Origin of the sequence: Jeotgalibaca dankookensis, from assembly GCF_002005405.1 — a bacterium.
Classification (GTDB): Bacteria; Bacillota; Bacilli; order Lactobacillales; family Aerococcaceae; genus Jeotgalibaca; species Jeotgalibaca dankookensis.
The window spans coordinates 696,144-718,087 of sequence record NZ_CP019728.1; the positions used below are offsets into that span (position 1 = coordinate 696,144).

A 21,944-nucleotide genomic window follows, 5' to 3' on the forward strand; every position below is an offset into this window, starting at 1 on the left:
TATAATGACTGTAAACTGGGAAAAAAAAGGCACTAACGATGGTGTGCTAACATTTGAAATACCTGAGGAAACAATGAAAGTTGAAATGGACAAAGTATTTAAAAAAGTAAGAAAAACAATTACTGTCCCTGGATTTAGAAAAGGGAAAGTACCACGTCATATCTTTAATAAAAACTTTGGTGAATCAGCTCTTTATGAAGATGCTCTTAATGCAGCACTTCCAGCAGCATATGAAGCAGCGGTTAAAGAAGCAGGTATTGATCCAGTTGCGCAACCAAATATTGACGTTAAAAGTATGGAAAAAGGTCAACCATGGGTAATAACGGCCGAAGTAACTGTTAAACCTGAAGTTAAATTAGGTGAATATAAAAACTTAACTGTTGAAAAACAAGACCGTGAAGTTACAGAAGAAGAAGTTGAAGAAGGATTGAAACAACGCCAAGAGCGCCAAGCAGAACTAGTCTTGAAAGAAGATGCAGCAGAAGAAGGCGATACTGTTGTGATCGATTACGAAGGGTTTGTTGATGGAGAAGCGTTTGAAGGTGGGAAAGACCAAAATCATTCCCTTGAATTAGGTTCAAATTCCTTTATTTCTGGATTTGAAGATCAACTAGTAGGAACTAAAGCAGGCGAAGAAAAAGACGTCGTTTTAACATTCCCAGAAGACTACCAAGCTGAAGAACTAGCTGGTAAGGAAGCAACCTTTAAAGTACTTGTTCATGAAGTTAAAACTAAAGAGCTTCCACAACTAGATGATGAATTCGCAAAAGACCTAGAAGAAGACGTAGAAAGCCTAGATGAATTAAAAGCAAAAATTCGTAAAGAACTAGAAGAAAGTAAAACAGCTGCAGCTGATGAGGCCGTTCAAGATTTAGCAGTTCGTCAAGCAGTTGAAAATGCTGAAATCGTTGAACTTCCAGGATCTATGGTTCATGATGAAGTCCACCGTCAAATGGATATGTTCTTAAATGACATGCAACGTCAAGGTATCTCACCAGAAATGTATTACCAAATTACTGGTACAACTGAACAAGACTTACATAAACAAATGGAAGCTGATGCTGACGTTCGTACCAAAACACAACTTGTTCTCGAAGAGATTATCAAAGCTGAGAACTTTGAAGTAACTGAAGAAGAAATTACTGAAGAAGTTGAAATGCTTGCTGGCCAATATAACATGGACGTTGAACGTGTTCGTGGACTTGTCAGTGAAGATATGATTACTAATGATATTCAAATGAAAAAAGCAATGGCATTGATTACTGATACAGCAATTGAAGCTTAAAGATATCTGGAAATAAATAGATGGAAAGAGGCATTGCATCAAGCAACTGTCTCTTTCCTTTCATTATGAGCGAAATAGTTGTGATTGCCTTAAGATATGGTAAGATAAAGTGCATTGAGAGAGTAACGCGACTGTTTTTTAGAGTTTAAATATGAAATATAGAGAGGAAAATGTTAATGTTTCGAGAAGATGGTACGAGTATTCACTGTTCGTTTTGTGGTAAGTCTTCCGACCAAGTAAAAAAAATTATTGCTGGACCTGAAGTTTACATTTGTAACGAATGTGTTGACCTCTGTAAAGAAATAATTGATGAAGAAATTTACAGTACTGAAACAGTTGATTTTGGAGAAATTCCAAAACCGCAAGAAATACAAAGTATTTTAAGTGATTATGTTATCGGACAAGATAGAGCTAAAAAAACTCTTTCGGTTGCTGTTTATAACCACTACAAACGTATTAATCAGATGGACTTGCAAAATGATGATGACAGTATAGAATTACAAAAAAGTAATATTTGTTTAATTGGACCAACAGGGTCTGGTAAAACCTTCCTAGGTCAAACCTTAGCGCGTATTTTAGATGTGCCATTTGCAATTGCCGATGCTACCAGTTTGACAGAAGCTGGGTATGTCGGTGAAGATGTTGAAAATATCTTGTTGAAGCTATTACAAGCGGCTGATTTTGATGTTGAGAAAGCTCAACGCGGTATTATTTATGTAGATGAGATAGATAAAATTGCCCGTAAAGGTGAAAATACTTCGATAACCCGTGATGTTAGTGGTGAAGGTGTTCAACAAGCACTTTTAAAAATGCTAGAAGGAACGGTAGCCAATGTTCCACCCCAAGGTGGGCGTAAACATCCTCAACAAGAATTTATTCAGTTTGATACCACAAATATTCTATTTATTGTGGGTGGAGCCTTTGATGGTATTGAAACAATCGTTAAAGAGCGTTTAGGTGAGAAAATTATTGGTTTCGGTAAAGGCTTAGCAAAAGACGAAACTAACAAAAGTCTTATGCAACAAATTATCCCAGAAGACTTGTTAAAATTTGGTCTGATTCCTGAATTTATCGGACGGCTACCAATTATGGCTGCCCTAGAAAAATTAACGGAAGAAGATCTTGTTAATATTCTTACGAAGCCAAAAAACGCACTGGTTAAACAATATCAAAAACTGATGGAATTAGATGATGTGAGTTTAGAATTTGAAGAAGAGGCGCTTTCTGCCATAGCACGACATGCTATTGAGAGAAATACGGGAGCGCGTGGACTTCGTTCAATCATTGAGAATGTTATGCTTGATATCATGTATGAAATTCCAAGTAGAGATGACATTACAAAAGTAGTGATTACGAAAGATATTATAGAAGGTGTTGGGAAACCCCTTTTATACGATGAAAATCAACGTTTAATTAGTTAAAAACTCAAACCGATGTATGGGACAATTGCGCCATGCATTGGTTTTTTTCATGTATAATAAAAATATATTTTATAAAGGAAGTGAAAAAGATGCAGGTACATGATGCAGAAATAATTATAAGCGCAGTATCACCTAAACAATATCCAGATACAGGATTACCAGAGTTTGCTTTAGCCGGTCGCTCAAACGTAGGTAAATCATCTTTTATTAATAAGCTTATTAATCGAAAAGCCTTAGCTAGAACATCTAGTAAACCTGGTAAGACTCAGACGCTGAACTATTATTTAATAAATAAAATGTTCTACTTTGTTGATGTACCCGGGTATGGTTACGCAAAAGTTTCTAAAACAGAACGAGCAAAATGGGGCGAAATGCTCGAAACGTATTTCACAACCCGAACAACCTTGTTGCATGTTTTGTTAATGGTTGATTTTCGCCACCCACCCACTGCAGATGATATTCAAATGAAAGAATTTATTGATTATTATGATATCCCTTATACAGTGGTAGCTACTAAATGTGACAAAATTAAGCGTGGGAAATGGAATCAACACGCATCTATCATAAAAAAAGCAATGAATCTGCCTAGTATGGACTCGTTAATTATTTTTTCCTCAGAGACAGGTGAGGGAAAGGAAAAAGTTTGGAAATTATTAGAGCAATACCTATAGAGTCTTACAAACAGTTAGATTGCTAATTTCACTGTATTTTGCTATAATTTATGTTGTATCTTTATGCACATTTTAACAATGGAATAATGGTAATGAGGTGGATATATTGGCAACCAGAATACCAGAAGAAACAATTAATAAAATTAGAACTGAGACAAATATTGTTGATGTCATTAGCCAGTATGTGCAATTAAAGAAAAGAGGAAAAAACTATTTTGGTTTTTGTCCATTTCATGATGAGCGTACCCCATCTTTTTCTGTAACAGATGAAAAGCAAATTTTTCATTGTTTTAGTTGTGGTCGTGGTGGGAATATCTTCACTTTTCTAATGGAAATAGAAAGTATTAGTTTTGTTGAATCAGTAAAAAAAGCAGCTGACTTAAGTGGTGTTTCAGTACAGATTGATACACATATAGACCAACCACGCAGTGAACTTCAAACAAAGAAAGATCAACTGCTTGCAGTTCATGAATCAGCAACCGCTTTTTATCATCAAGTACTGATGAATACTGTTACGGGTGAAGAAGCTTTAAAATATTTAAAAGAGCGTGGCTTTACGACAGAGTTGTTAGAAGAATTTCAAATCGGTTTTTCACCATCTGACAAAACAGCCACTCAACAAATTATGAAACAACGAAACTATTCGGAACAATTAATGCGTGAAAGTGGCATTTTTTCAGATCGTACCGACTCTGACGAACTTTTGGACCGCTTCGCCTCCCGGATTATTTTTCCCTTAAGGAACGAGAAAGGGCAGACCATTGCTTTTTCAGGACGAACCTTACCTAAAAAAGCACTGGAATCATCTGACTTTCACGAAGCGAAGTATTTAAATAGTCCAGAAACAGTTTTATTTTCAAAAAGAAATTATTTGTTTAACTTAGATAAAGCACGCGTACAAATGCGTAAAACGTCCGAAGTTGTTTTGTTTGAAGGTTATATGGATGTTATATCAGCATGGAATGCAGGAGTAAAAAATGGTGTTGCTTCAATGGGAACTGCTTTGACGGAGGAACAAATCCGTATTTTAAATAAGATGGTTGACTCCGTCGTTATTACCTTTGATGGTGATCGTGCTGGGTTAGAAGCAACAAAAAAAGCTGTCGACTTATTGAATGATAGCCGTCACTTTGAAGTTTCGGTCTTTCCCATGCTAGGAGGCATGGACCCAGACGACTATATCCAACAAAAAGGGGCCCCGGCATTTTTAGAGGGTTTGAGTAACCAACGGGAATCCTCTTTTCAGTTTCAATCGCGTTATTTAAAGGCTAATTTAGACCTTGATTCGGAAACAAATCGTTTAGTTTATTTAGAAAAAGTGTTGCGGATGCTAGTAGAAGTAGATTCTATTATTGAACGCGAGCTCTATTTGAATGAGCTGTCTGAAGAGTTTGAACTTGATCCAGCTGTTCTTAAGAACCAATTACTGATATACCAACAAGAATTTATGCTTACCAATAAAAGGAATACTAAACCGTCTAGTGATAAACCAACCTTTGTTATTGATATGCCTATCCAGCAACAAATGACTAAGTCAGATTTAACAGAAAGGCAGCTTTTAAATCGCCTCTTTCATCATGAAGAGGCTTGGCACTATTTAAACAAATTATCGCCTGATTTTAATTTTACAAATGAACAGCACCAAACTATTTATTTACTCTACAGTGCCTTTCACGATGAGATGCAATCAGTAGGTTTTGTGCCACAATTTTTAGACCGTTTAAAAGATTCAAGCATGGGTGCAATTGTTACGGAAATTACCATGAATGAAATCCAATCAGAAGTTACGGAACAAGAAATAGCAGATATACTTAGTTATTTAGAAAATACCTCTCTTATGGATCAGTTAAAACAAAAAAATCAGGCTATGAAGCAAGCGACACGTAATTTAGATATGGATAAAGCTAAAAGTCTTTTACAGGAAATTATCTTTTTAAATCGAGAGTTAAAAAAGACAAAAAAATAATCCATACTGGAATGGAGGAAATAATTTATGGCAATTAGTAAAAATGAAAAAGGCCAAACATTAAATCAAGCAACGACACAGGTGATTAAGGAACAAAAATTATTAGGAACTATTTTTTATGACGACCTAACTGACAAAATAGCAACACCATTCCAGCTAGATGCAGATGAGATGGACAAATTAATTCAAAAAATGGAAGATGGCGGCGTCAGTGTTGTTGATGCTGATGGTGGACCAACTGCACGACAATTAAAAACTGAAGAAAAAGAAGATGCGGGTAAAAAGAAAGAAAAAGAAGTGGATGATACTGCTGCACCTCCAGGAGTAAAAATAAATGATCCGGTTCGCATGTACTTAAAGGAAATAGGACGTGTGTCTTTACTAACAGGCGATGAGGAAAAAGAATTAGCAATTCGTATTTTAGATGGTGATTTGAGTGCGAAACAAGAATTAGCAGAAGCTAACTTACGTTTAGTAGTATCAATTGCGAAGCGGTATGTTGGGCGTGGGATGCAATTTTTAGACTTAATCCAAGAAGGAAATATGGGATTGATGAAAGCAGTTGAAAAATTCGACCATACTAAAGGCTTTAAGTTTTCTACGTATGCGACATGGTGGATTCGTCAAGCAATCACCCGTGCAATTGCCGACCAAGCACGTACCATTCGAATTCCCGTTCATATGGTAGAAACCATTAATAAACTGGTTCGTATTCAACGTCAACTCTTACAAGACTTAGGTCGCGAGCCTACTCCAGAAGAAATCGGAGCAGAAATGGATTTGCCAACTGAAAAAGTCCGAGAAATTCTTAAAATTGCTCAAGAGCCGGTGTCGTTAGAAACCCCTATCGGTGAAGAAGATGATTCACATTTAGGAGACTTTATCGAAGATCAAGACGTTACAAGTCCAGCTGAGCATACTGCTCAAACCTTACTAAAAGAACAGCTTGAAGAAGTTCTTGATACGCTAACAGACCGTGAGGAAAATGTTCTTCGTTTACGTTTTGGTCTAGATGACGGAAATGTGCGTACTCTTGAACAAGTAGGGAAAGTATTTGGAGTCACACGTGAGCGGATTCGCCAAATTGAGGCTAAAGCTTTACGTAAATTACGCCATCCAAGCCGTTCTAAACAACTAAAAGACTTTCTAGAATAATAATTAAGGAGATTGGGACTACGGTTCCAATCTTTTTTTATAGACAATAAGTTTTTTAAGACCTCATAAAACAACTAGATAATCAAGGGCAGTACTTTAAATATGAAGTAGAAACTGATAAGATGTAAGGGTTAATATAAAAGTGAAAGGAGGAGCAGAAATGAATGAAAATCAGCTTTCTAAACGGTTAGCGACTGCTGCATCCTATATCAACAAAGGAGCCAGATTAGCAGATATTGGCTCAGACCATGCTTATTTACCCTGTCACCTCGCACAAAAATCGCGGATATCTTTTGGAATTGCGGGCGAAGTTGTGATGGGACCTTTTGCTTCTGCCAAAAAACAAATACAAGCTTCTCAAGTAGAAGAGGTTGTGGAAGCACGATTGGGTGACGGCCTTCAAGTTATTGAAAAAACGGATCAGATTGATACAATTACGATTTGTGGAATGGGTGGCGACTTGATTGCGCGTATCCTAGATGATGGAAGTAAGAAGAACAAATTGGATTCAGTTAAACGACTCATTCTTCAACCTAATAACGCCGAGCTAAAACTTAGACGTTGGTTGATCAATCATGATTATGTGATTATTGACGAAACTATTTTAGAAGAGAATGATAAAATATATGAGATTCTTGTCGCAGAGCCAGGTGTGAACCCCCTAAGCTATTCATTTGAGGACTATCTATTCGGGAGAATATTAAGAACTGAAAAGAGTACTATTTTTGTAAAAAAATGGAAAAAAGAATTAGATAAATATGATTATATTTTACAACGTTTAGCTGAGTCCAATCGTGATACAAGAGATAAAAAAAGTGAAGTAGAACGAATGATGATGATAATAAAGGAGGAAATCTCATGACAAAACTAACCGGTCATGAACTAGTGGTAGCTTTTGAAAAAAAATACCCGCTTTGGTTAGCAGAAGAAGGGGATCCAGTAGGATTGCACGTGGGAGACTTGAATCGTCCTGTAAAAAAAATACTAGTAACCTTAGATGTACGACCCGAAGTCGTTAAAGAAGCAATTGAAAACAAAGTGGATTTTATCCTAGCCCATCATCCTCCCATCTATAAACCCATCGCGCGTTTAGACCTTTCAGAACCCCAGAACAAAATGTACGCAGATTTAATTAAACATGATATAACGGTTTATGCTGCCCATACAAATGTGGATAACGCAACGAATGGAATGAATGACTGGTTATCGGAGGCACTTGAATTAAAAGATTTAGAGATTATGTCAGTTTCTAAAACCATTCCTTTAAAACGATTAAATGTTTATGTGCCAAAAGAAGCCGTTGAGAAGGTTCGACGTGCTATAACAGAAGCGGGAGCTGGTAATATTTCTAATGATTATCAAGATTGTTCTTATTCCGTTTCGGGTGTTGGCCGCTTTACTCCAATAGCAGACGCGAATCCAGCTATTGGAGAGGTTGGGAAGCCGGAAGAAGTAGCGGAAGAAAGAATAGAGGTTGTTTTACAAGCCTCAAAAGTGGCATCTGTTTTAAGTGCCATGCTTCAAGCGCACCCTTATGAAGAGCCGGTTTACGAAATTTATTCCATTGACCAAACCCAAAAAGAATCATTTGGTCTTGGAAGAGTAGGTGAATTACCAAAAGAAATGACTATTTCTGAATGTGTGGAGTATATCAAAAAAGCATTTGATGTCACCGGAGTTCGGATTGTCCTTCCACCTACTACTTCTTTGAATGATTTAGTCAAGCGCGTTGCAATTTGTGGCGGTGACGCTGGAAAATACTATAAAGAGGCTATTAAGAAACAAGCAGATATCTATATTACGGGAGACGTCTATTACCATACCGCTCATGACATGCAAGCAGACGGTCTGACAGTGATTGATCCCGGCCACATTATTGAAAAAATCTGTATTCCAAAATTAGCAGATATGCTCTATGTGTGGGCTGAAAAGGAAGAATGGGCACTTGAAATTATTAAATCTCAAGTTGCTACGAATCCATTTATTTTTGATCATGAATTGTAAAGAAGAAGGAGAACTCAGCTATGAAGGAAAAATTAATCGCGCGTTTTTTGACCTATGTCAAATACGATACGCGTTCAGATGAATCAAGTGACACGGTCCCTTCGACATTGTCCCAAGTTTCTTTTGCTAAAGAAATTATCATCCCACATCTAAAGGAAATAGGTCTTTCTAATATTGACTATAACTCTGATAATGGTTTTGTAACAGCAGTATTACCAGCAAATACGAAAGGAGCGCCTACAATCGGTTTTATTGCCCACATGGATACCGCTGACTTCGAATCGAAACAGGTTCAACCAGTCTTTCATGAAAACTACAATGGCAAAAAAATTGTTCTAGATGCCAAAAAAAATATTGTCTTATCCCCAGATGATTTTCCTAATTTAAAAAATTATGTCGGGCAAACCTTGATTACAACCGATGGCCATACTTTATTAGGAGCTGATGATAAAGCTGGAATTGCTGAAATTATGTCAGCTGTAGAGATAATTAAAAATGATGAAACAATCCTTCATGGTGATATAAAGGTTGCTTTTGGGCCAGATGAAGAAATCGGTAAAGGCGCAGATCTGTTTGATGTTGAGGGATTTGCTGCAGATTTTGCTTATACTATGGACGGTGGTCCAGTAGGTGAGTTGCAATTTGAAAGCTTTAACGCTGCACAAGCTACCGTCTATATACAAGGTAAGAATGTGCATCCTGGTACTGCTAAAAACACCATGGTTAATGCAATCAAGTTAGCGATGACTTTTGACGCACAACTACCGCAAAATGAAGTGCCAGAAAAAACAGAAGGGCGAGAAGGTTTCTACCATCTTCTAGGTATTGAAGGAACAGTGGAAGAAAGTAAGTTAGTATATATCATTCGTGATCATGACCGCAATCGTTTCGAGGCTAAGAAAAAAAACCTTCAGTCTCAAGCAGATAAAATGAACGCTGCTTTTCCTGAACCGCGTCTTAAAATTGAGATGGATGATCAATACTATAATATGGGTGAAATTTTAAAAGATGATTGGCAGGCCGTTGAGTTAGCTAAACGTGCAATGGAGTCTTTAGATATCGAACCCATTATCGAACCTATTCGTGGTGGTACTGATGGTTCTAAATTAACTTATATGGGATTACCTACACCTAATATTTTTGCTGGCGGAGAAAACTTTCATGGTCGCTACGAGTATATCACGGTAGAAGCAATGGAAAAAGCGACAGAAGTGATTGTCGAAATCATTCGTCAAAGTACCTTGGCAGCTAATTAAGATGTCAGAGGAAGTGATGATTAGCTGGCTCATCTTTGCTAATAGTTGGCTTTTTGGTTTAATGTATATTGATAAAAAAAAGGCTTCAAAAAGACAATGGCGTATACCAGAGAGAACGCTCCTCATATTAGGAATTCTAGGCGGAGCGTTTGGTGGGTTGTTTGGAATGATTGTTTTCCGACATAAAACGAAACATACTTATTTTTATTGGATATACGGGTCTATGATCACTATTTGGTTAGGCTTCATCTTTCGTTTTTATAATTAAAAAGTTAAAAGCCAATGAGCAGGCCTCATTGGCTTTTTAACAAGTGAGATATGGTATAATTACATGGTTGATAAAGGGGGATAAAGATGGACGGAATCTTACCATTATGGAAAGAGCGTGGCATGACAAGTCACGATTGCGTTTTCCAGCTAAGAAAAATATTGAAAACAAAAAAAGTCGGACATACGGGTACTTTGGATCCTGAAGTGGATGGAGTTTTACCTATTTGTATAGGACCGGCAACAAAAGTGGCAGAATTTATGACAGATATGGGGAAAGCTTACCAAGGTGAAATTACTTTGGGCTATGCAACGACAACAGAAGATGCTCATGGTGATATTACGGACCGTCAACCCGTCATAACCGCACCTACAGAAGCAGAAGTAGATCAGATCATGCAAACCTTTATTGGAACGATTGAACAAATACCCCCTATGTATTCTGCAGTAAAAGTAAATGGAAAAAAACTTTACGAGTATGCTCGTAATGGCGAGTCAGTAGAGCGACCTGTTCGAAAAGCTTCTATTTATTCGTTTGTACGAACCAGTAGCTTGCCTTACGATGCTCACAATGAAACGGTCTCTTGGGATTTTGAAGTCCACTGTGGGAAAGGAACTTATGTACGAACGCTAGCTGTTGATTTGGGAAGGAAGCTGGGTTATCCCGCTCATATGTCGCGTTTAACGCGTACAGCAAGTGGTCCTTATACAAAGGAAAACTGTGCGACTCTAGATCAAGTACGTGAGTTGATGACAGCAGGCGCTATTCAAACAGTCCTACAACCCATCGAAGCAATTTTTACTGATTTACCGGCCTACCAAGCATCAGAAGCAATGTGGGATAAAATTAAAGATGGCGCAGTTTTAGATTCCGCCTTATTTACTGGTGTAGAAGAAGAACCTTTAATCGCCATTTACTATCAAAATAGATTAGTAGCCTTATATAAAAATCATCCTTCAAAAATAGGAATGAAAAAGCCGAGAAAGATGTTTTTAACATCGATTGGTCAATGAAAGAGTGAGAGTATGGAAATAATTAATATACATCATCCTTATACCAAAGAACAAATACCAAGTGATCCTGTGGTCTTGGCATTGGGTTTTTTTGATGGTGTACACGCCGGGCATCGAACTGTGATTGAAACAGCAAAAAAAGAAGCCAAAAAACGGCATGCTAAACTAGCTGTTATGACATTTAATCATCATCCTAGTATTGTTTTTAAGAAAGTAGATGCCGAGAGTATCCGCTATTTATCCGTTCAAGATAGAAAAAATCAACTCATGAAAGAGTTAGGAGTTGATTATCTCTATATTATTGAATTTACTTATGATTTTGGAACGTTACAACCCCAAGAGTTTGTGGATGATTATATCGTTGGGTTAAATGCCTTAGCTATCGTAGCAGGATTTGATTATACTTATGGACCTAAAGACATTGCGGACATGGCACACCTGCCAGATTATGCACGAAAACGGTTTGATATTATTGAAGTAGCACCACAAATTGAGAACGGCTATGAAAAAATTAGCTCGACCAGTATTCGTGAAGCACTTGATACAGGTAACATTGAAAAAGCGAATAGAATGTTAGGGTATATCTACCAATTTAGCGGTTATGTGATGCATGGAGATGCGAGAGGACGGGAGCTTGGTTACCCAACAGCGAATATAAAAATACCTAAAAATATCCGATTGCCTAAAGGAGGCGTTTATGTTGTCTCTGTTCTTGTACAAGGTCAATGGTTTAGAGGAATGGCTTCGATTGGGTATAATATAACCTTTGAGGAAAACCGTGATAAAACAGTAGAAGTCAATATCTTTGATTTTGATAAGATGATTTATGGTGAACAGATAACGGTAAGGTGGCACCATTATTTGCGCGATGAAGTAAAATTTTCAGGAGTTGAAAGTTTAATTGTGCAACTAGATGAGGATAAAAAAGCGGCCGATGCCTATTTTGAAGAACATGGAATGCCAATTGAATCAGAATAGATTGGAGTTTATATTATGACAGCAGCTTATCTACACATACCCTTTTGCGATCATATCTGCTTTTACTGCGACTTTAATAAGGTTTTTTTAGAAGGGCAACCGGTAGATGCATATGTGGAGGCAGTCATTCGCGAAATGGCTATCATGCGTGAACAATATCCTCAAGAAAAAGTAGAAACATTTTATGTTGGTGGGGGGACACCAACAACGCTAACAGCTAAACAAATGGAAAAATTGTTAAAAGGTATCCGAACCTACTTTCCTATGGCGCAAGATGCAGAATTTACTATGGAAGCCAATCCAGAAAGTATTACGTCAGAAAAATTTAAGGTTATGAAAGAATATGGTGTCAATCGATTGAGTATGGGAGTTCAATCTTTTAATGACAAGATACTAAAACGAATTGGTCGGATCCATACCTCTGATCAAGTTTATGAAGGGGTCAAACTCGCACGGGATGCTGGATTTGAAAATATCAGTATTGATCTTATATTTCGTTTACCTACTCAAACCGTCAACGATTTCGCCGATACACTAACAAAAGCTTTGGAGTTAGATTTACCACATTATTCCATTTACTCTTTAATTCTAGAAAATAAAACCATTTTTTATAATTTGATGCGCCAAGGAAAACTACCACTGCCGAGTGAAGATGAAGAAGTAGAAATGTATGCATTAGCGATTGATACTATGGACAAATTTGGTAGAAAACAGTATGAAATTTCTAGTTATGCAAAACCTGGTTACCAGTCCCAACACAACCTTGCTTATTGGAAAAATGATCATTACTTCGGGTTTGGAGCAGGGGCACACGGTTATCTTCACGATAACCGTTATGTTAATCATGGTCCCATACAGCATTACTTAGCACCTTTAGAAAAGAATCAGTCTCCAATTATTTACAATAATGAAATTACAAACCGAAACAAAATAGAAGAAGAAATGATATTAGGACTAAGAACCATGCAAGGCATTGACTTATCAAAATTTAAATTTAAGTATGGAAAGCCGGTTACGGATTACTATGATATAGAAATTAAAACCTTGCAACAAAAAGGGCTACTAAAATTAGAGGATAATCATTTGCGTTTAACACGCCAAGGGACTTTTTTAGGTAACGAAGTTTTTCAGTCTTTTTTATTTAACTAAATTATGGATGAATTTTGTTGACAAAGAAATGCCTACATGATAAATTAAATCATAGGTTAGCACTCAAGAACCCTAAGTGCTAAAGCGAGGTGAAAGGATGTTAACAGAGAGACAACTATTAATTTTGAATTTAATTATTGATCACTATGTTGAGCATGGCGAGCCAATTGGTTCGAACACTTTGTTGGAAGAATCCAATTTACCTGTTTCGCCAGCAACAATAAGGAATGAAATGATGCGGATAGAAGAACTGGGTTTTTTGAAAAAAATGCACTCATCATCCGGAAGGATTCCATCGATCCTAGGGTACCGTCATTATGTCGATCAATTAATGGCAAAGAAGCGTGAACTGTCGTTTGAAGATATTCGAAAACAAGTCCAAGCATCTCTACGCGTTCCCTATAAAGAGGCTCAAGAAATTGTTGAATCATCTGCAGAATTACTTTCGTATATGACAAATTATACGGCTTTGAGTATTGGTCCTGAAAAAACAAACAGCCGTTTGACAGGATTCAGGCTAGTTCCGGTTACGAAAGGCCAGTTTATGGCTATTTTGGTAACGGATAAAGGTTATGTAGAGAGTAAAATCCTGACGATTCCACATGCAATTTCTGCTGCAAAAATCCAAAAAATGGTCAATATTTTTAATGAAGAATTAGTTGGTTTGAAGTTGATGGATGTTCATAATAAATTGCAAGTAGAAATTCCACGTATTATCGACAAATTCGTAGGAAATGAAATTGATTTGCATGCAATTTTTCGCGGGATTTTATCAAAAATGGATAGTGAACGAATTTATGTGGGTGGAGAAATGAACTTATTGAATTACTTCAATTTTGAAGAAGTCAATCAAAGGGAAAAAATTAAATCCATATACAATCTCATTCACGAATCAAAAGATTTACAAGAACTATTAGTACCAGATCACAATGATATTTCAGTTCGCATTGGGACTGAAATGGGCAATGATTTACTATCAAACTTTAGTTTGATAACGGCCTCCTATGATTCCGGTCATAATGGTAAGGGGCTAATTGCGTTACTTGGCCCAACAAATATGCCGTATGAGCAAACCATCAATATTATGCGTATCATGCGTGATGAGTTATCTGATAGTATGCATGGTTTTTATCAAAACGAGTAAAGGAGAATAGCCGTGACTGAAGAAAATAAGCAAGAAAAAGAATTTGAAGAAACAGATGTTGTTGAAGAAGAAGCAGCAGAAGTATCAGAAGAAACGGAATTGAACCAACAACTAGAGGAAGCACAGGACCGTTATTTAAGAGTACAAGCGGAACTTGCTAATATCCAAAAAAGAAATGCCAAAGAAAGACAAGATGCGGCTAAGTATCGTTCACAAAGCTTAGCTACTGAACTTTTACCTGTTATCGATAACCTAGAACGCGCTTTAGAAATAGAAGTTGACGATGAGAAAGCAGTTAACTTTAAAAAAGGTGTTGAGATGGTTTATAATATGATGGTGGAAGCATTGAAGAATGAAAAAATTGAAGCAATTAATCCAATCAATGAGCCATTTGATCCGAATTTCCATATGTCTATTCAGGTACAAGAGGCAGAAGAAGGACAAGAGCCTGATACTGTTATCAACGTCATTCAAAAAGGTTATAAATTGAATGACCGTATCTTGAGACCAGCGATGGTCGTTGTAGCACAATAAGGAATCAATATTTATTAAATAAATTTATGAAAAGAGAGGAAATTAACTATGAGTAAAATTATTGGTATTGACTTAGGAACTACAAACTCAGCGGTAGCTGTTTTAGAAGGTGGAGAAGCAAAGATTATTCCAAATCCAGAGGGTAATCGTACGACTCCATCTGTTGTTTCATTTAAAAATGGAGAAATTCAAGTTGGTGAAGTAGCAAAACGCCAAGCTATCACAAACCCAAACACTATTGGTTCAATTAAACGCCATATGGGTGAAACCGGTTATACAGTAAAAATGGAAGACAAAACCTATACACCTCAAGAAGTTTCCGCAATGATTCTACAGTATCTAAAAGGTTATGCGGAATCATATTTAGGTGAAACTGTTGAGAAAGCTGTTATTACAGTTCCAGCTTACTTTAACGATGCACAACGCCAAGCTACTAAAGATGCTGGACGTATTGCAGGTTTAGAAGTTGAACGTATTGTTAACGAGCCAACTGCTGCAGCTCTTGCTTATGGTTTGGATAAAACAGAAAAAGAAGAAAAAATTCTTGTTTTTGACCTTGGTGGAGGAACGTTTGATGTTTCTGTCCTTGAACTAGGTGATGGTGTCTTTGATGTACTAAGTACAACTGGTGACAATGAACTTGGTGGCGATGACTTTGATAGTAAAATCATTGAATACATGGTTGCTGAGTTTAAGAAAGAAAATGGTATTGACTTATCTAATGATAAAATGGCTAAACAACGTTTGAAAGATGCAGCTGAAAAAGCTAAAAAAGACTTATCCGGTGTGACATCTACACAAATTAGTTTACCATTTATCACAGCTGGCGAAGCCGGTCCATTGCACTTGGAAATGACTTTGACACGTGCGAAATTTGATGAATTAACACAAAGCTTAGTTGAACGTACAAAGGCTCCGGTTCGTCGTGCTCTAGAAGATGCTGGCGTAAAACAAGGAGATATTGACGAAGTCATCTTAGTAGGTGGTTCAACACGTATTCCAGCCGTTATTGAAGCAGTGCGTCGTGAATCAGGTAAAGAGCCAAATAAATCGGTTAACCCTGACGAAGTAGTAGCAATGGGTGCAGCTATTCAAGCAGGTGTTATCTCTGGTGATGTGAAAGATATTGTCCTATTAGATGTAACACCATTATCACTTGGTATCGAAACAATGGGTGGCGTATTTACAAAATTGATTGATCGTAATACAACAATTCCAACAAGTAAGTCCCAAGTATTCTCAACAGCAGCTGACAACCAACCAGCCGTAGACGTACACGTTTTACAAGGAGAACGACCAATGGCAGCAGATAACAAAACATTAGGTCGCTTCCAACTGACTGATATTCCACCAGCACCACGTGGTATCCCACAAATCGAAGTAACGTTTGATATTGATAAAAACGGGATCGTTAATGTAAGTGCAAAAGATTTAGGAACACAAAAAGAACAAAAAATTACAATCAAATCTTCTTCAGGCCTAACAGATGAAGAAATTGAAAAAATGGTAAAAGATGCCGAAGCAAACGCTGAAGCAGATAAAATACGTAGAGAAGAAGTAGAACTTCGTAATGAAGTCGACCAATTGATTTTCCAAACAGATAAAACATTAAAAGATCTCGAAGGAAAAGTAGATGCAGACGAAGTGAAAAAAGCTGAAGATGCACGCGATGAGCTAAAAGAAGCAGTTGAAGCAAATGATCTAGAAGCTATGAAAACAAAACGCGATGCATTAAATGAAATTGTTCAAAACTTAACGGTAAAATTATACGAACAAGCAGCAGCTGAACAACAAAGTCAAGAAGGACCAGAAGGTTCTGAAGGTTCAGATGATGGCGTTGTAGACGCAGATTTTGAAGAAGTAGACTAATAACTTACTATATAAATCAGAAAAATAGCAGGGAATCCCTTCCTTGCTTTTTTCCTGAGTAAGTGGCCAATACTCGTGAGTAACTATAGCATGCGGATGCCTTGTTTTGATATCCCGTGGTAACATCGTGATCGGAAAACGTCCGTATCATAGTGATCAATTGGAGGAAAATTAATGGCGAAAAGAGACTATTATGAAATACTAGGCGTACCTAAAGGCGCCTCAGATGATGAAATAAAAAAAGCTTATCGCAAGCTATCAAAAAAATACCATCCTGATATCAATAAAGAACCGGATGCTGATGAGAAATTTAAGGAAGTCACTGAAGCTTATGAAGTTTTAAGTGACTCACAAAAACGAGCAGCTTATGACCAATATGGTCATGCAAGTACCGATCCCAATTTCGGTGGTGGGGGCTTTGGTGGAGGCTTCGGTGGTAGTGGTTTTGGAGGATTTACAGGCGGTTTCGATGATATTTTCGATACTTTCTTTGGTGGCGGTGGCGGTCGTTCACGTAACCCGAACGCACCACGCCAAGGGGCAGATCTGCAGTATCGCATGAATCTCAAATTTGAAGAAGCGATTTTTGGAAAAAAAGAAACCATTCGTTACCAACGTGACGAAGAATGTGCAACCTGTCATGGGTCAGGAGCGAAACCTGGAACAGAACCAGTAACTTGTTCGAAATGTCACGGATCCGGTACTATTCAAGTTGAGCGAAATACACCGTTTGGCCGTGTCATGACCCAAGCAGTGTGTGATGTTTGTGGTGGTACTGGAGAAGAAATTCCTGAAAAATGCCCAACCTGTCATGGATCAGGGCATGTCCAAAAAACGCATTCTGTAAATGTTACCATTCCAGCCGGTGTTGAAGATGGTCAACAACTTCGACTAGCAGGACAAGGTGAAATCGGACAAAACGGCGGCCCATATGGCGATTTATATGTCGTGTTTGCAGTTGAGGAAAGTGATATTTTTGATCGCGATGGATCAGAAATTTATTATGTATTACCTATTTCCTTTGTTCAAGCGACATTGGGTACAGAGGTCGAAGTTCCAACTGTTCATGGAAACGTGAAACTAAAGATTCCTGCAGGAACACAAACGGGTACAACTTTCCGTCTAAAAGGAAAAGGTGCACCTCGCTTACGAGGAACTGTTAATGGCGATCAACACGTAAAAGTAACTATTACAACACCGAAAAATCTGAATGAAGAGCAAAAAGAGGCGCTTCATAAATTCGCAGATGCTTCTGGTGAGCTTGTATCAGATGGCCATGGTGGTTTCTTTGATAAAATGAGAGACGCTTTTAAAAAATAATCCAAAATGAAACTCAGAGGTTAGACTTTAAAGTCTAACCTCTGAGTTTCTTTAATTATAAACAATTTTTGTTTTAAGTGATTCACTATTTGAAAGGGGTTACATTTCGATAAAAGAAGTCTATAATATAACTAACAACATAAAAGGAGTGGTAGTAGATGGCAACTGTAGAGAAGTATGACAAAGCGGATTTGAAGGCAACGAATAGCTTGTTAACACGATTCAGAACAACAGTCGAAACTGCATTTTATGGCAATAATATTAAACTGGTTGATAATGTTCAAGAAGCCTATTATCTTGCGAAGGACTCTGGGAGCACCATTGTAACTGATTTATCTGTTAAACACACCGCAGATTTAGGGTTGCCAGATGAGGCGAAGGTGCTAGTGGAAAATGGTGGCAAAGTTGTAGGCCGTGCCGCCCATGCTCGAGTCATTCGTGGTGAAGATAAGGAACTCGATCTTAAAATCGAAGGAATTGTTCGTGATGCGATTTATAATAATCGCAAAACAAACTATTATGAGGCAACCGGTTATGTGGGATTAGATGAAGAATTTATGATAAAGGCTCATATTGCCTTTCCCGAAGGACAAGAAAATAACCTTTATTCCTGGTTGCTTAACTTCCAACCGACTAATGAGAAATATAATAGTATGTATAAGAATTCTAAAACATACGAAGACGGTGATATTTATATTTATACTGACCCTGACTGGAGACATCCTGATTTTCCAATCGGCCTTGCTTACTTTGAACCAGATAAAAACGTTGCCTGTATTTTAGGAATGCAATATTTTGGCGAGTTTAAAAAGGGAACGTTGACATTAGCTTGGGGAACTGCTCATCGAAACGGTTATGTTGCTTGTCATGGTGGTCAAAAAGCTTTCTACCTTGATGACGGCTCGGTTTACGTTGCTGCATTCTTTGGGTTATCCGGTTCTGGGAAATCAACTTTGACCCATGCTAAACATGAAAATAAATATGATATTGAAGTACTACATGATGATGCATTTGTTATTAATCTAAAGGATGGCTCCTCAATTGCTTTAGAACCATCTTATTTTGATAAAACTCAAGATTATCCAGCAGATCATCCTGAACAAGACTATTTTGTGACCGTTCAAAACGTGGGTGTGAGTCTTGATTTGGAAGGTAATAAGGTTTTGGTTACTGAAGATATTCGCAATGGAAATGGTCGAACTATTAAATCGCGTTATTCAACACCGAACCGGGTTGATAAATTTCCAGATCCGATTAAAGCGGTATATTGGATTATGAAAGACGACGCCTTACCACCGCTTGTAAAAGTGGAAAATCCAGTTTTAGCTTCTACTTTTGGGGCTACATTGGCTACCAAGCGATCGACTGCAGAAAGTATAAAAGTAGGTGAATCAAGAGATAATTTGGTTATTGAACCTTATGCTAATCCCTTTAGAGTTTATCCATTGGTGGAAGATTTTGATGATTTTAAAGAGCTATTAAGTCGGAAAGATATGAATTGCTATATTATTAACACGGGCTATTTCTTAGATAAAAAAATACCGAAAGAAGTAACGATTGGTGTCATTGAAAGCATGGTTGAAAATGAAGATAATTTCCAACCGTTTGGAAAAGTAGAGAGCTTAAGTTACCTAGATGTAGATGGGTTTAATCCAGATTTTACTGATAACGAATATGTAGACTTATTAAAGAGTCGGATGCAGATGCGTCTATCGTTTTTAGAGACTTTTAATAAAAATCATCAAGATAATCCTCTACCTGAAGAAGCCGTCAATTCCGTAAGAACGATTATCGATACCCTTTAAGAATGTTTGAAGAGACTAGGAGAAAAGTCCCAGTCTCTTTCAGTTTTTTTGAGTAAGAATCATTAAAAAAATACGGACGCTTTCGAATGTTTTATAGTGGGGATATGGGGGATACTTGTTACTTCGCAACAAAATTGGTATAATTTTATAATAATAGTTTTATTTAGAAAGCGAGTAGTTAAATGAATTTAGAGCAGATGAAAGAAAGACAAAAGAAAATACGGAATTTTTCCATTATAGCCCATATTGATCATGGGAAATCTACATTAGCTGACCGCATCTTACAACAGACCGATACGGTTGCTGATCGTGAGATGCAGCAACAATTGTTGGATTCCATGGACTTGGAACGTGAACGTGGTATCACGATTAAGTTGAATGCAGTAGAATTAACTTATACAGCACAAGATGGCGAAGAATATATATTTCACCTAATCGATACGCCAGGGCATGTCGACTTTACTTATGAAGTTTCGCGTAGTTTAGCTGCCTGTGAAGGTGCCGTTTTGGTAGTGGATGCTGCTCAAGGAGTAGAAGCACAAACATTAGCGAACGTTTATTTAGCAATTGATAATGATTTGGAGATTATCCCAGTCATTAATAAAATTGACTTACCGGCTGCAGATCCAGAACGTGTTAAAACTGAAATTGAAGAAGTTGTAGGAATAGATGCGAGTGAAGTAGTCTTAGCAAGTGCTAAATCAGGAATTGGTATTTCCGAATTATTAGAACAAATTGTCGAAAAAATACCTGCTCCAGAAGGTGATTTAGAAGAGCCTCTTCAAGCCTTGGTATTTGATTCCGCTTATGACCCTTATCGTGGTGTCGTATTGAATATCCGTGTTCAAAATGGCGTTTTACGTCCCGGTGATAAAATCAAGATGATGTCAAATGATAAAGAGTTTGACGTAACAGAAGTGGGTATCTTTTCACCTAAACCCATTAAGCGTGATTTCTTAATGGTAGGAGACGTGGGTTACGTTACAGCCAGTATTAAAACCATTAAAGATGCTCGTGTTGGTGATACAGTCACTTTAGCAAACAATCCAACTGAAAAAGCTTTGGAAGGTTATCGTACTTTGAATCCAATGGTTTATTGTGGGATTTACCCTGTTGATTCTTCAGATTTTAATGACTTACGGGAAGCTTTAGAAAAACTTCAACTGAATGATGCTTCCTTGCAATTCGAAGCAGAATCTTCTCAAGCACTTGGCTTTGGCTTTCGTACAGGGTTTTTAGGAATGTTACATATGGATGTTATCCAAGAACGCCTAGAACGTGAATTTGATTTGAGTATTATTACAACTGCTCCATCGGTTATTTATAATATTAATAAAACAGATGGTACAACGATTTCAATTGACAACCCGTCTGAAATGCCAGATGCAAGCGAAATTGAAACGATTGAAGAACCATATGTTAAAGCAACCATTATGGTACCGAATGACTATGTGGGTGCTGTTATGGAAATTGCCCAAAGAAAACGTGGTAATTTCTTAACGATGGACTATCTAGATGACTCGCGTGTAAATGTGGTTTATGAAATACCTTTAGCAGAAATAATATTTGATTTCTTTGATAACCTTAAATCTAGTACTAAGGGCTATGCGTCACTTGATTATGAAATGACTGGTTATCGCGAAAGCCGTCTAGTTAAAATGGAAATTTTACTTAACGGTGAGCAAGTTGATGCTTTGAGTACAATTATCCATCGCGATGCGGCTTATCATCGTGGGCGTGCTATTACCGAGAAATTACGTGAAATTATTCCGCGTCAGCAATTTGAAGTTCCTATTCAAGCTGCGATTGGGCATAAAATACTTGCTCGAACAACGATTAAAGCTTTGCGTAAAAATGTGTTAGCCAAATGTTATGGTGGAGATGTGTCTCGAAAACGTAAGTTATTAGAGAAACAAAAAGAAGGTAAAAAACGTATGAAACAAATTGGTTCAGTAGAAGTACCTCAAGAAGCCTTTATGGCTGTATTACAATTAGATGAAGAGTAAAAATCAACGAACAAGACTGGCATTTCTTCTTAGCTGAAGAAATGTCAGTCTATTTTTTACTTTTTATATGATAGAATAGAAAAAAGTGTTGGAATGGGGA

Annotated in this window: 18 protein-coding genes; all 18 read left to right on the forward strand. The window is 37.3% G+C overall.

Translation table 11 applies throughout. The features are described from left to right. The first annotated feature begins 4 nt into the window (after positions 1-4). The 18 genes from tig to lepA all read left to right on the forward strand — a co-directional run bounded on the left by tig (position 5) and on the right by lepA (position 21,844). Complete coding sequence (gene tig / locus BW727_RS03365) at positions 5-1,285, forward strand: trigger factor (RefSeq protein ID WP_062470550.1); 1,281 nt, start codon at positions 5-7, stop codon at positions 1,283-1,285. 176 nt (positions 1,286-1,461) lie between these two features. Next, positions 1,462-2,706, forward strand: coding sequence for an ATP-dependent Clp protease ATP-binding subunit ClpX (gene clpX, locus BW727_RS03370; protein ID WP_062470547.1), 1,245 nt, complete (start codon positions 1,462-1,464; stop codon positions 2,704-2,706). A gap of 89 nt (positions 2,707-2,795) precedes the next feature. After that, a complete protein-coding gene (yihA, locus tag BW727_RS03375; RefSeq protein ID WP_062470544.1) occupies positions 2,796-3,377 on the forward strand; it encodes a ribosome biogenesis GTP-binding protein YihA/YsxC in 582 nt (193 codons plus the stop codon). 106 nt (positions 3,378-3,483) lie between these two features. Beyond that, positions 3,484-5,343, forward strand: a complete 1,860-nt coding sequence (gene dnaG / locus BW727_RS03380; RefSeq protein WP_062470541.1) for a DNA primase — start codon at positions 3,484-3,486, stop codon at positions 5,341-5,343. 27 nt (positions 5,344-5,370) lie between these two features. Then, positions 5,371-6,498, forward strand: a complete 1,128-nt coding sequence (gene rpoD / locus BW727_RS03385) for an RNA polymerase sigma factor RpoD (RefSeq protein WP_062470538.1) — start codon at positions 5,371-5,373, stop codon at positions 6,496-6,498. Positions 6,499-6,658: 160 nt separating this feature from the next. Further along, on the forward strand, positions 6,659-7,360 hold the full coding sequence (locus BW727_RS03390) for a tRNA (adenine(22)-N(1))-methyltransferase (protein ID WP_062470536.1): 702 nt from the start codon (positions 6,659-6,661) through the stop codon (positions 7,358-7,360). Next, positions 7,357-8,502: a Nif3-like dinuclear metal center hexameric protein gene (locus BW727_RS03395; protein ID WP_062470533.1), complete on the forward strand. Its 1,146-nt coding sequence runs from the start codon at positions 7,357-7,359 to the stop codon at positions 8,500-8,502. The genes BW727_RS03390 and BW727_RS03395 overlap by 4 nt, the downstream gene beginning before the upstream one ends. Before the next feature lie 20 nt (positions 8,503-8,522). Continuing rightward, positions 8,523-9,758 carry a peptidase T gene (gene pepT / locus BW727_RS03400; protein ID WP_062470530.1) on the forward strand — a complete coding sequence of 412 codons (1,236 nt, stop codon included), beginning with the start codon at positions 8,523-8,525 and terminating at the stop codon, positions 9,756-9,758. A gap of 16 nt (positions 9,759-9,774) precedes the next feature. Beyond that, positions 9,775-10,026 (forward strand): DUF1294 domain-containing protein, encoded by a 252-nt coding sequence (locus BW727_RS03405; protein WP_149025716.1) that lies wholly within the window; start codon positions 9,775-9,777, stop codon positions 10,024-10,026. Between the two features lie 86 nt (positions 10,027-10,112). Beyond that, entirely contained in the window at positions 10,113-11,039 is a 927-nt protein-coding gene (truB, locus tag BW727_RS03410) for a tRNA pseudouridine(55) synthase TruB (RefSeq protein WP_062470527.1), read from the forward strand. Positions 11,040-11,051: 12 nt separating this feature from the next. After that, complete coding sequence (gene ribF / locus BW727_RS03415; RefSeq protein WP_062470523.1) at positions 11,052-12,017, forward strand: riboflavin biosynthesis protein RibF; 966 nt, start codon at positions 11,052-11,054, stop codon at positions 12,015-12,017. A gap of 15 nt (positions 12,018-12,032) precedes the next feature. Next, complete coding sequence (gene hemW, locus BW727_RS03420) at positions 12,033-13,166, forward strand: radical SAM family heme chaperone HemW (protein ID WP_062470521.1); 1,134 nt, start codon at positions 12,033-12,035, stop codon at positions 13,164-13,166. A 97-nt stretch (positions 13,167-13,263) separates the two neighbouring features. Further along, positions 13,264-14,310, forward strand: coding sequence for a heat-inducible transcriptional repressor HrcA (hrcA, locus tag BW727_RS03425; protein WP_062470519.1), 1,047 nt, complete (start codon positions 13,264-13,266; stop codon positions 14,308-14,310). A gap of 12 nt (positions 14,311-14,322) precedes the next feature. After that, a complete protein-coding gene (gene grpE / locus BW727_RS03430) occupies positions 14,323-14,844 on the forward strand; it encodes a nucleotide exchange factor GrpE (protein WP_077795728.1) in 522 nt (173 codons plus the stop codon). Between the two features lie 48 nt (positions 14,845-14,892). Beyond that, positions 14,893-16,713, forward strand: coding sequence for a molecular chaperone DnaK (dnaK, locus tag BW727_RS03435; protein WP_062470515.1), 1,821 nt, complete (start codon positions 14,893-14,895; stop codon positions 16,711-16,713). A 174-nt stretch (positions 16,714-16,887) separates the two neighbouring features. Continuing rightward, on the forward strand, positions 16,888-18,033 hold the full coding sequence (dnaJ, locus tag BW727_RS03440; protein WP_062470512.1) for a molecular chaperone DnaJ: 1,146 nt from the start codon (positions 16,888-16,890) through the stop codon (positions 18,031-18,033). A 158-nt stretch (positions 18,034-18,191) separates the two neighbouring features. Next, complete coding sequence (locus BW727_RS03445) at positions 18,192-19,838, forward strand: phosphoenolpyruvate carboxykinase (ATP) (RefSeq protein WP_062470509.1); 1,647 nt, start codon at positions 18,192-18,194, stop codon at positions 19,836-19,838. A gap of 182 nt (positions 19,839-20,020) precedes the next feature. Then, on the forward strand, positions 20,021-21,844 hold the full coding sequence (gene lepA, locus BW727_RS03450) for a translation elongation factor 4 (protein ID WP_062470508.1): 1,824 nt from the start codon (positions 20,021-20,023) through the stop codon (positions 21,842-21,844). Positions 21,845-21,944 lie beyond the last annotated feature (100 nt).

Coding starts and splice junctions, on each gene's coding strand:
- tig (WP_062470550.1), top strand. CDS start 5: ATGACTGTAAACTGGGAAAAAAAAGGCACTAACGATGGTGTGCTAACA.
- clpX (WP_062470547.1), top strand. CDS start 1,462: ATGTTTCGAGAAGATGGTACGAGTATTCACTGTTCGTTTTGTGGTAAG.
- yihA (WP_062470544.1), top strand. CDS start 2,796: ATGCAGGTACATGATGCAGAAATAATTATAAGCGCAGTATCACCTAAA.
- rpoD (WP_062470538.1), top strand. CDS start 5,371: ATGGCAATTAGTAAAAATGAAAAAGGCCAAACATTAAATCAAGCAACG.
- BW727_RS03390 (WP_062470536.1), top strand. CDS start 6,659: ATGAATGAAAATCAGCTTTCTAAACGGTTAGCGACTGCTGCATCCTAT.
- BW727_RS03395 (WP_062470533.1), top strand. CDS start 7,357: ATGACAAAACTAACCGGTCATGAACTAGTGGTAGCTTTTGAAAAAAAA.
- pepT (WP_062470530.1), top strand. CDS start 8,523: ATGAAGGAAAAATTAATCGCGCGTTTTTTGACCTATGTCAAATACGAT.
- BW727_RS03405 (WP_149025716.1), top strand. CDS start 9,775: ATGATTAGCTGGCTCATCTTTGCTAATAGTTGGCTTTTTGGTTTAATG.
- truB (WP_062470527.1), top strand. CDS start 10,113: ATGGACGGAATCTTACCATTATGGAAAGAGCGTGGCATGACAAGTCAC.
- ribF (WP_062470523.1), top strand. CDS start 11,052: ATGGAAATAATTAATATACATCATCCTTATACCAAAGAACAAATACCA.
- hemW (WP_062470521.1), top strand. CDS start 12,033: ATGACAGCAGCTTATCTACACATACCCTTTTGCGATCATATCTGCTTT.
- hrcA (WP_062470519.1), top strand. CDS start 13,264: ATGTTAACAGAGAGACAACTATTAATTTTGAATTTAATTATTGATCAC.
- dnaK (WP_062470515.1), top strand. CDS start 14,893: ATGAGTAAAATTATTGGTATTGACTTAGGAACTACAAACTCAGCGGTA.
- dnaJ (WP_062470512.1), top strand. CDS start 16,888: ATGGCGAAAAGAGACTATTATGAAATACTAGGCGTACCTAAAGGCGCC.
- BW727_RS03445 (WP_062470509.1), top strand. CDS start 18,192: ATGGCAACTGTAGAGAAGTATGACAAAGCGGATTTGAAGGCAACGAAT.
- lepA (WP_062470508.1), top strand. CDS start 20,021: ATGAATTTAGAGCAGATGAAAGAAAGACAAAAGAAAATACGGAATTTT.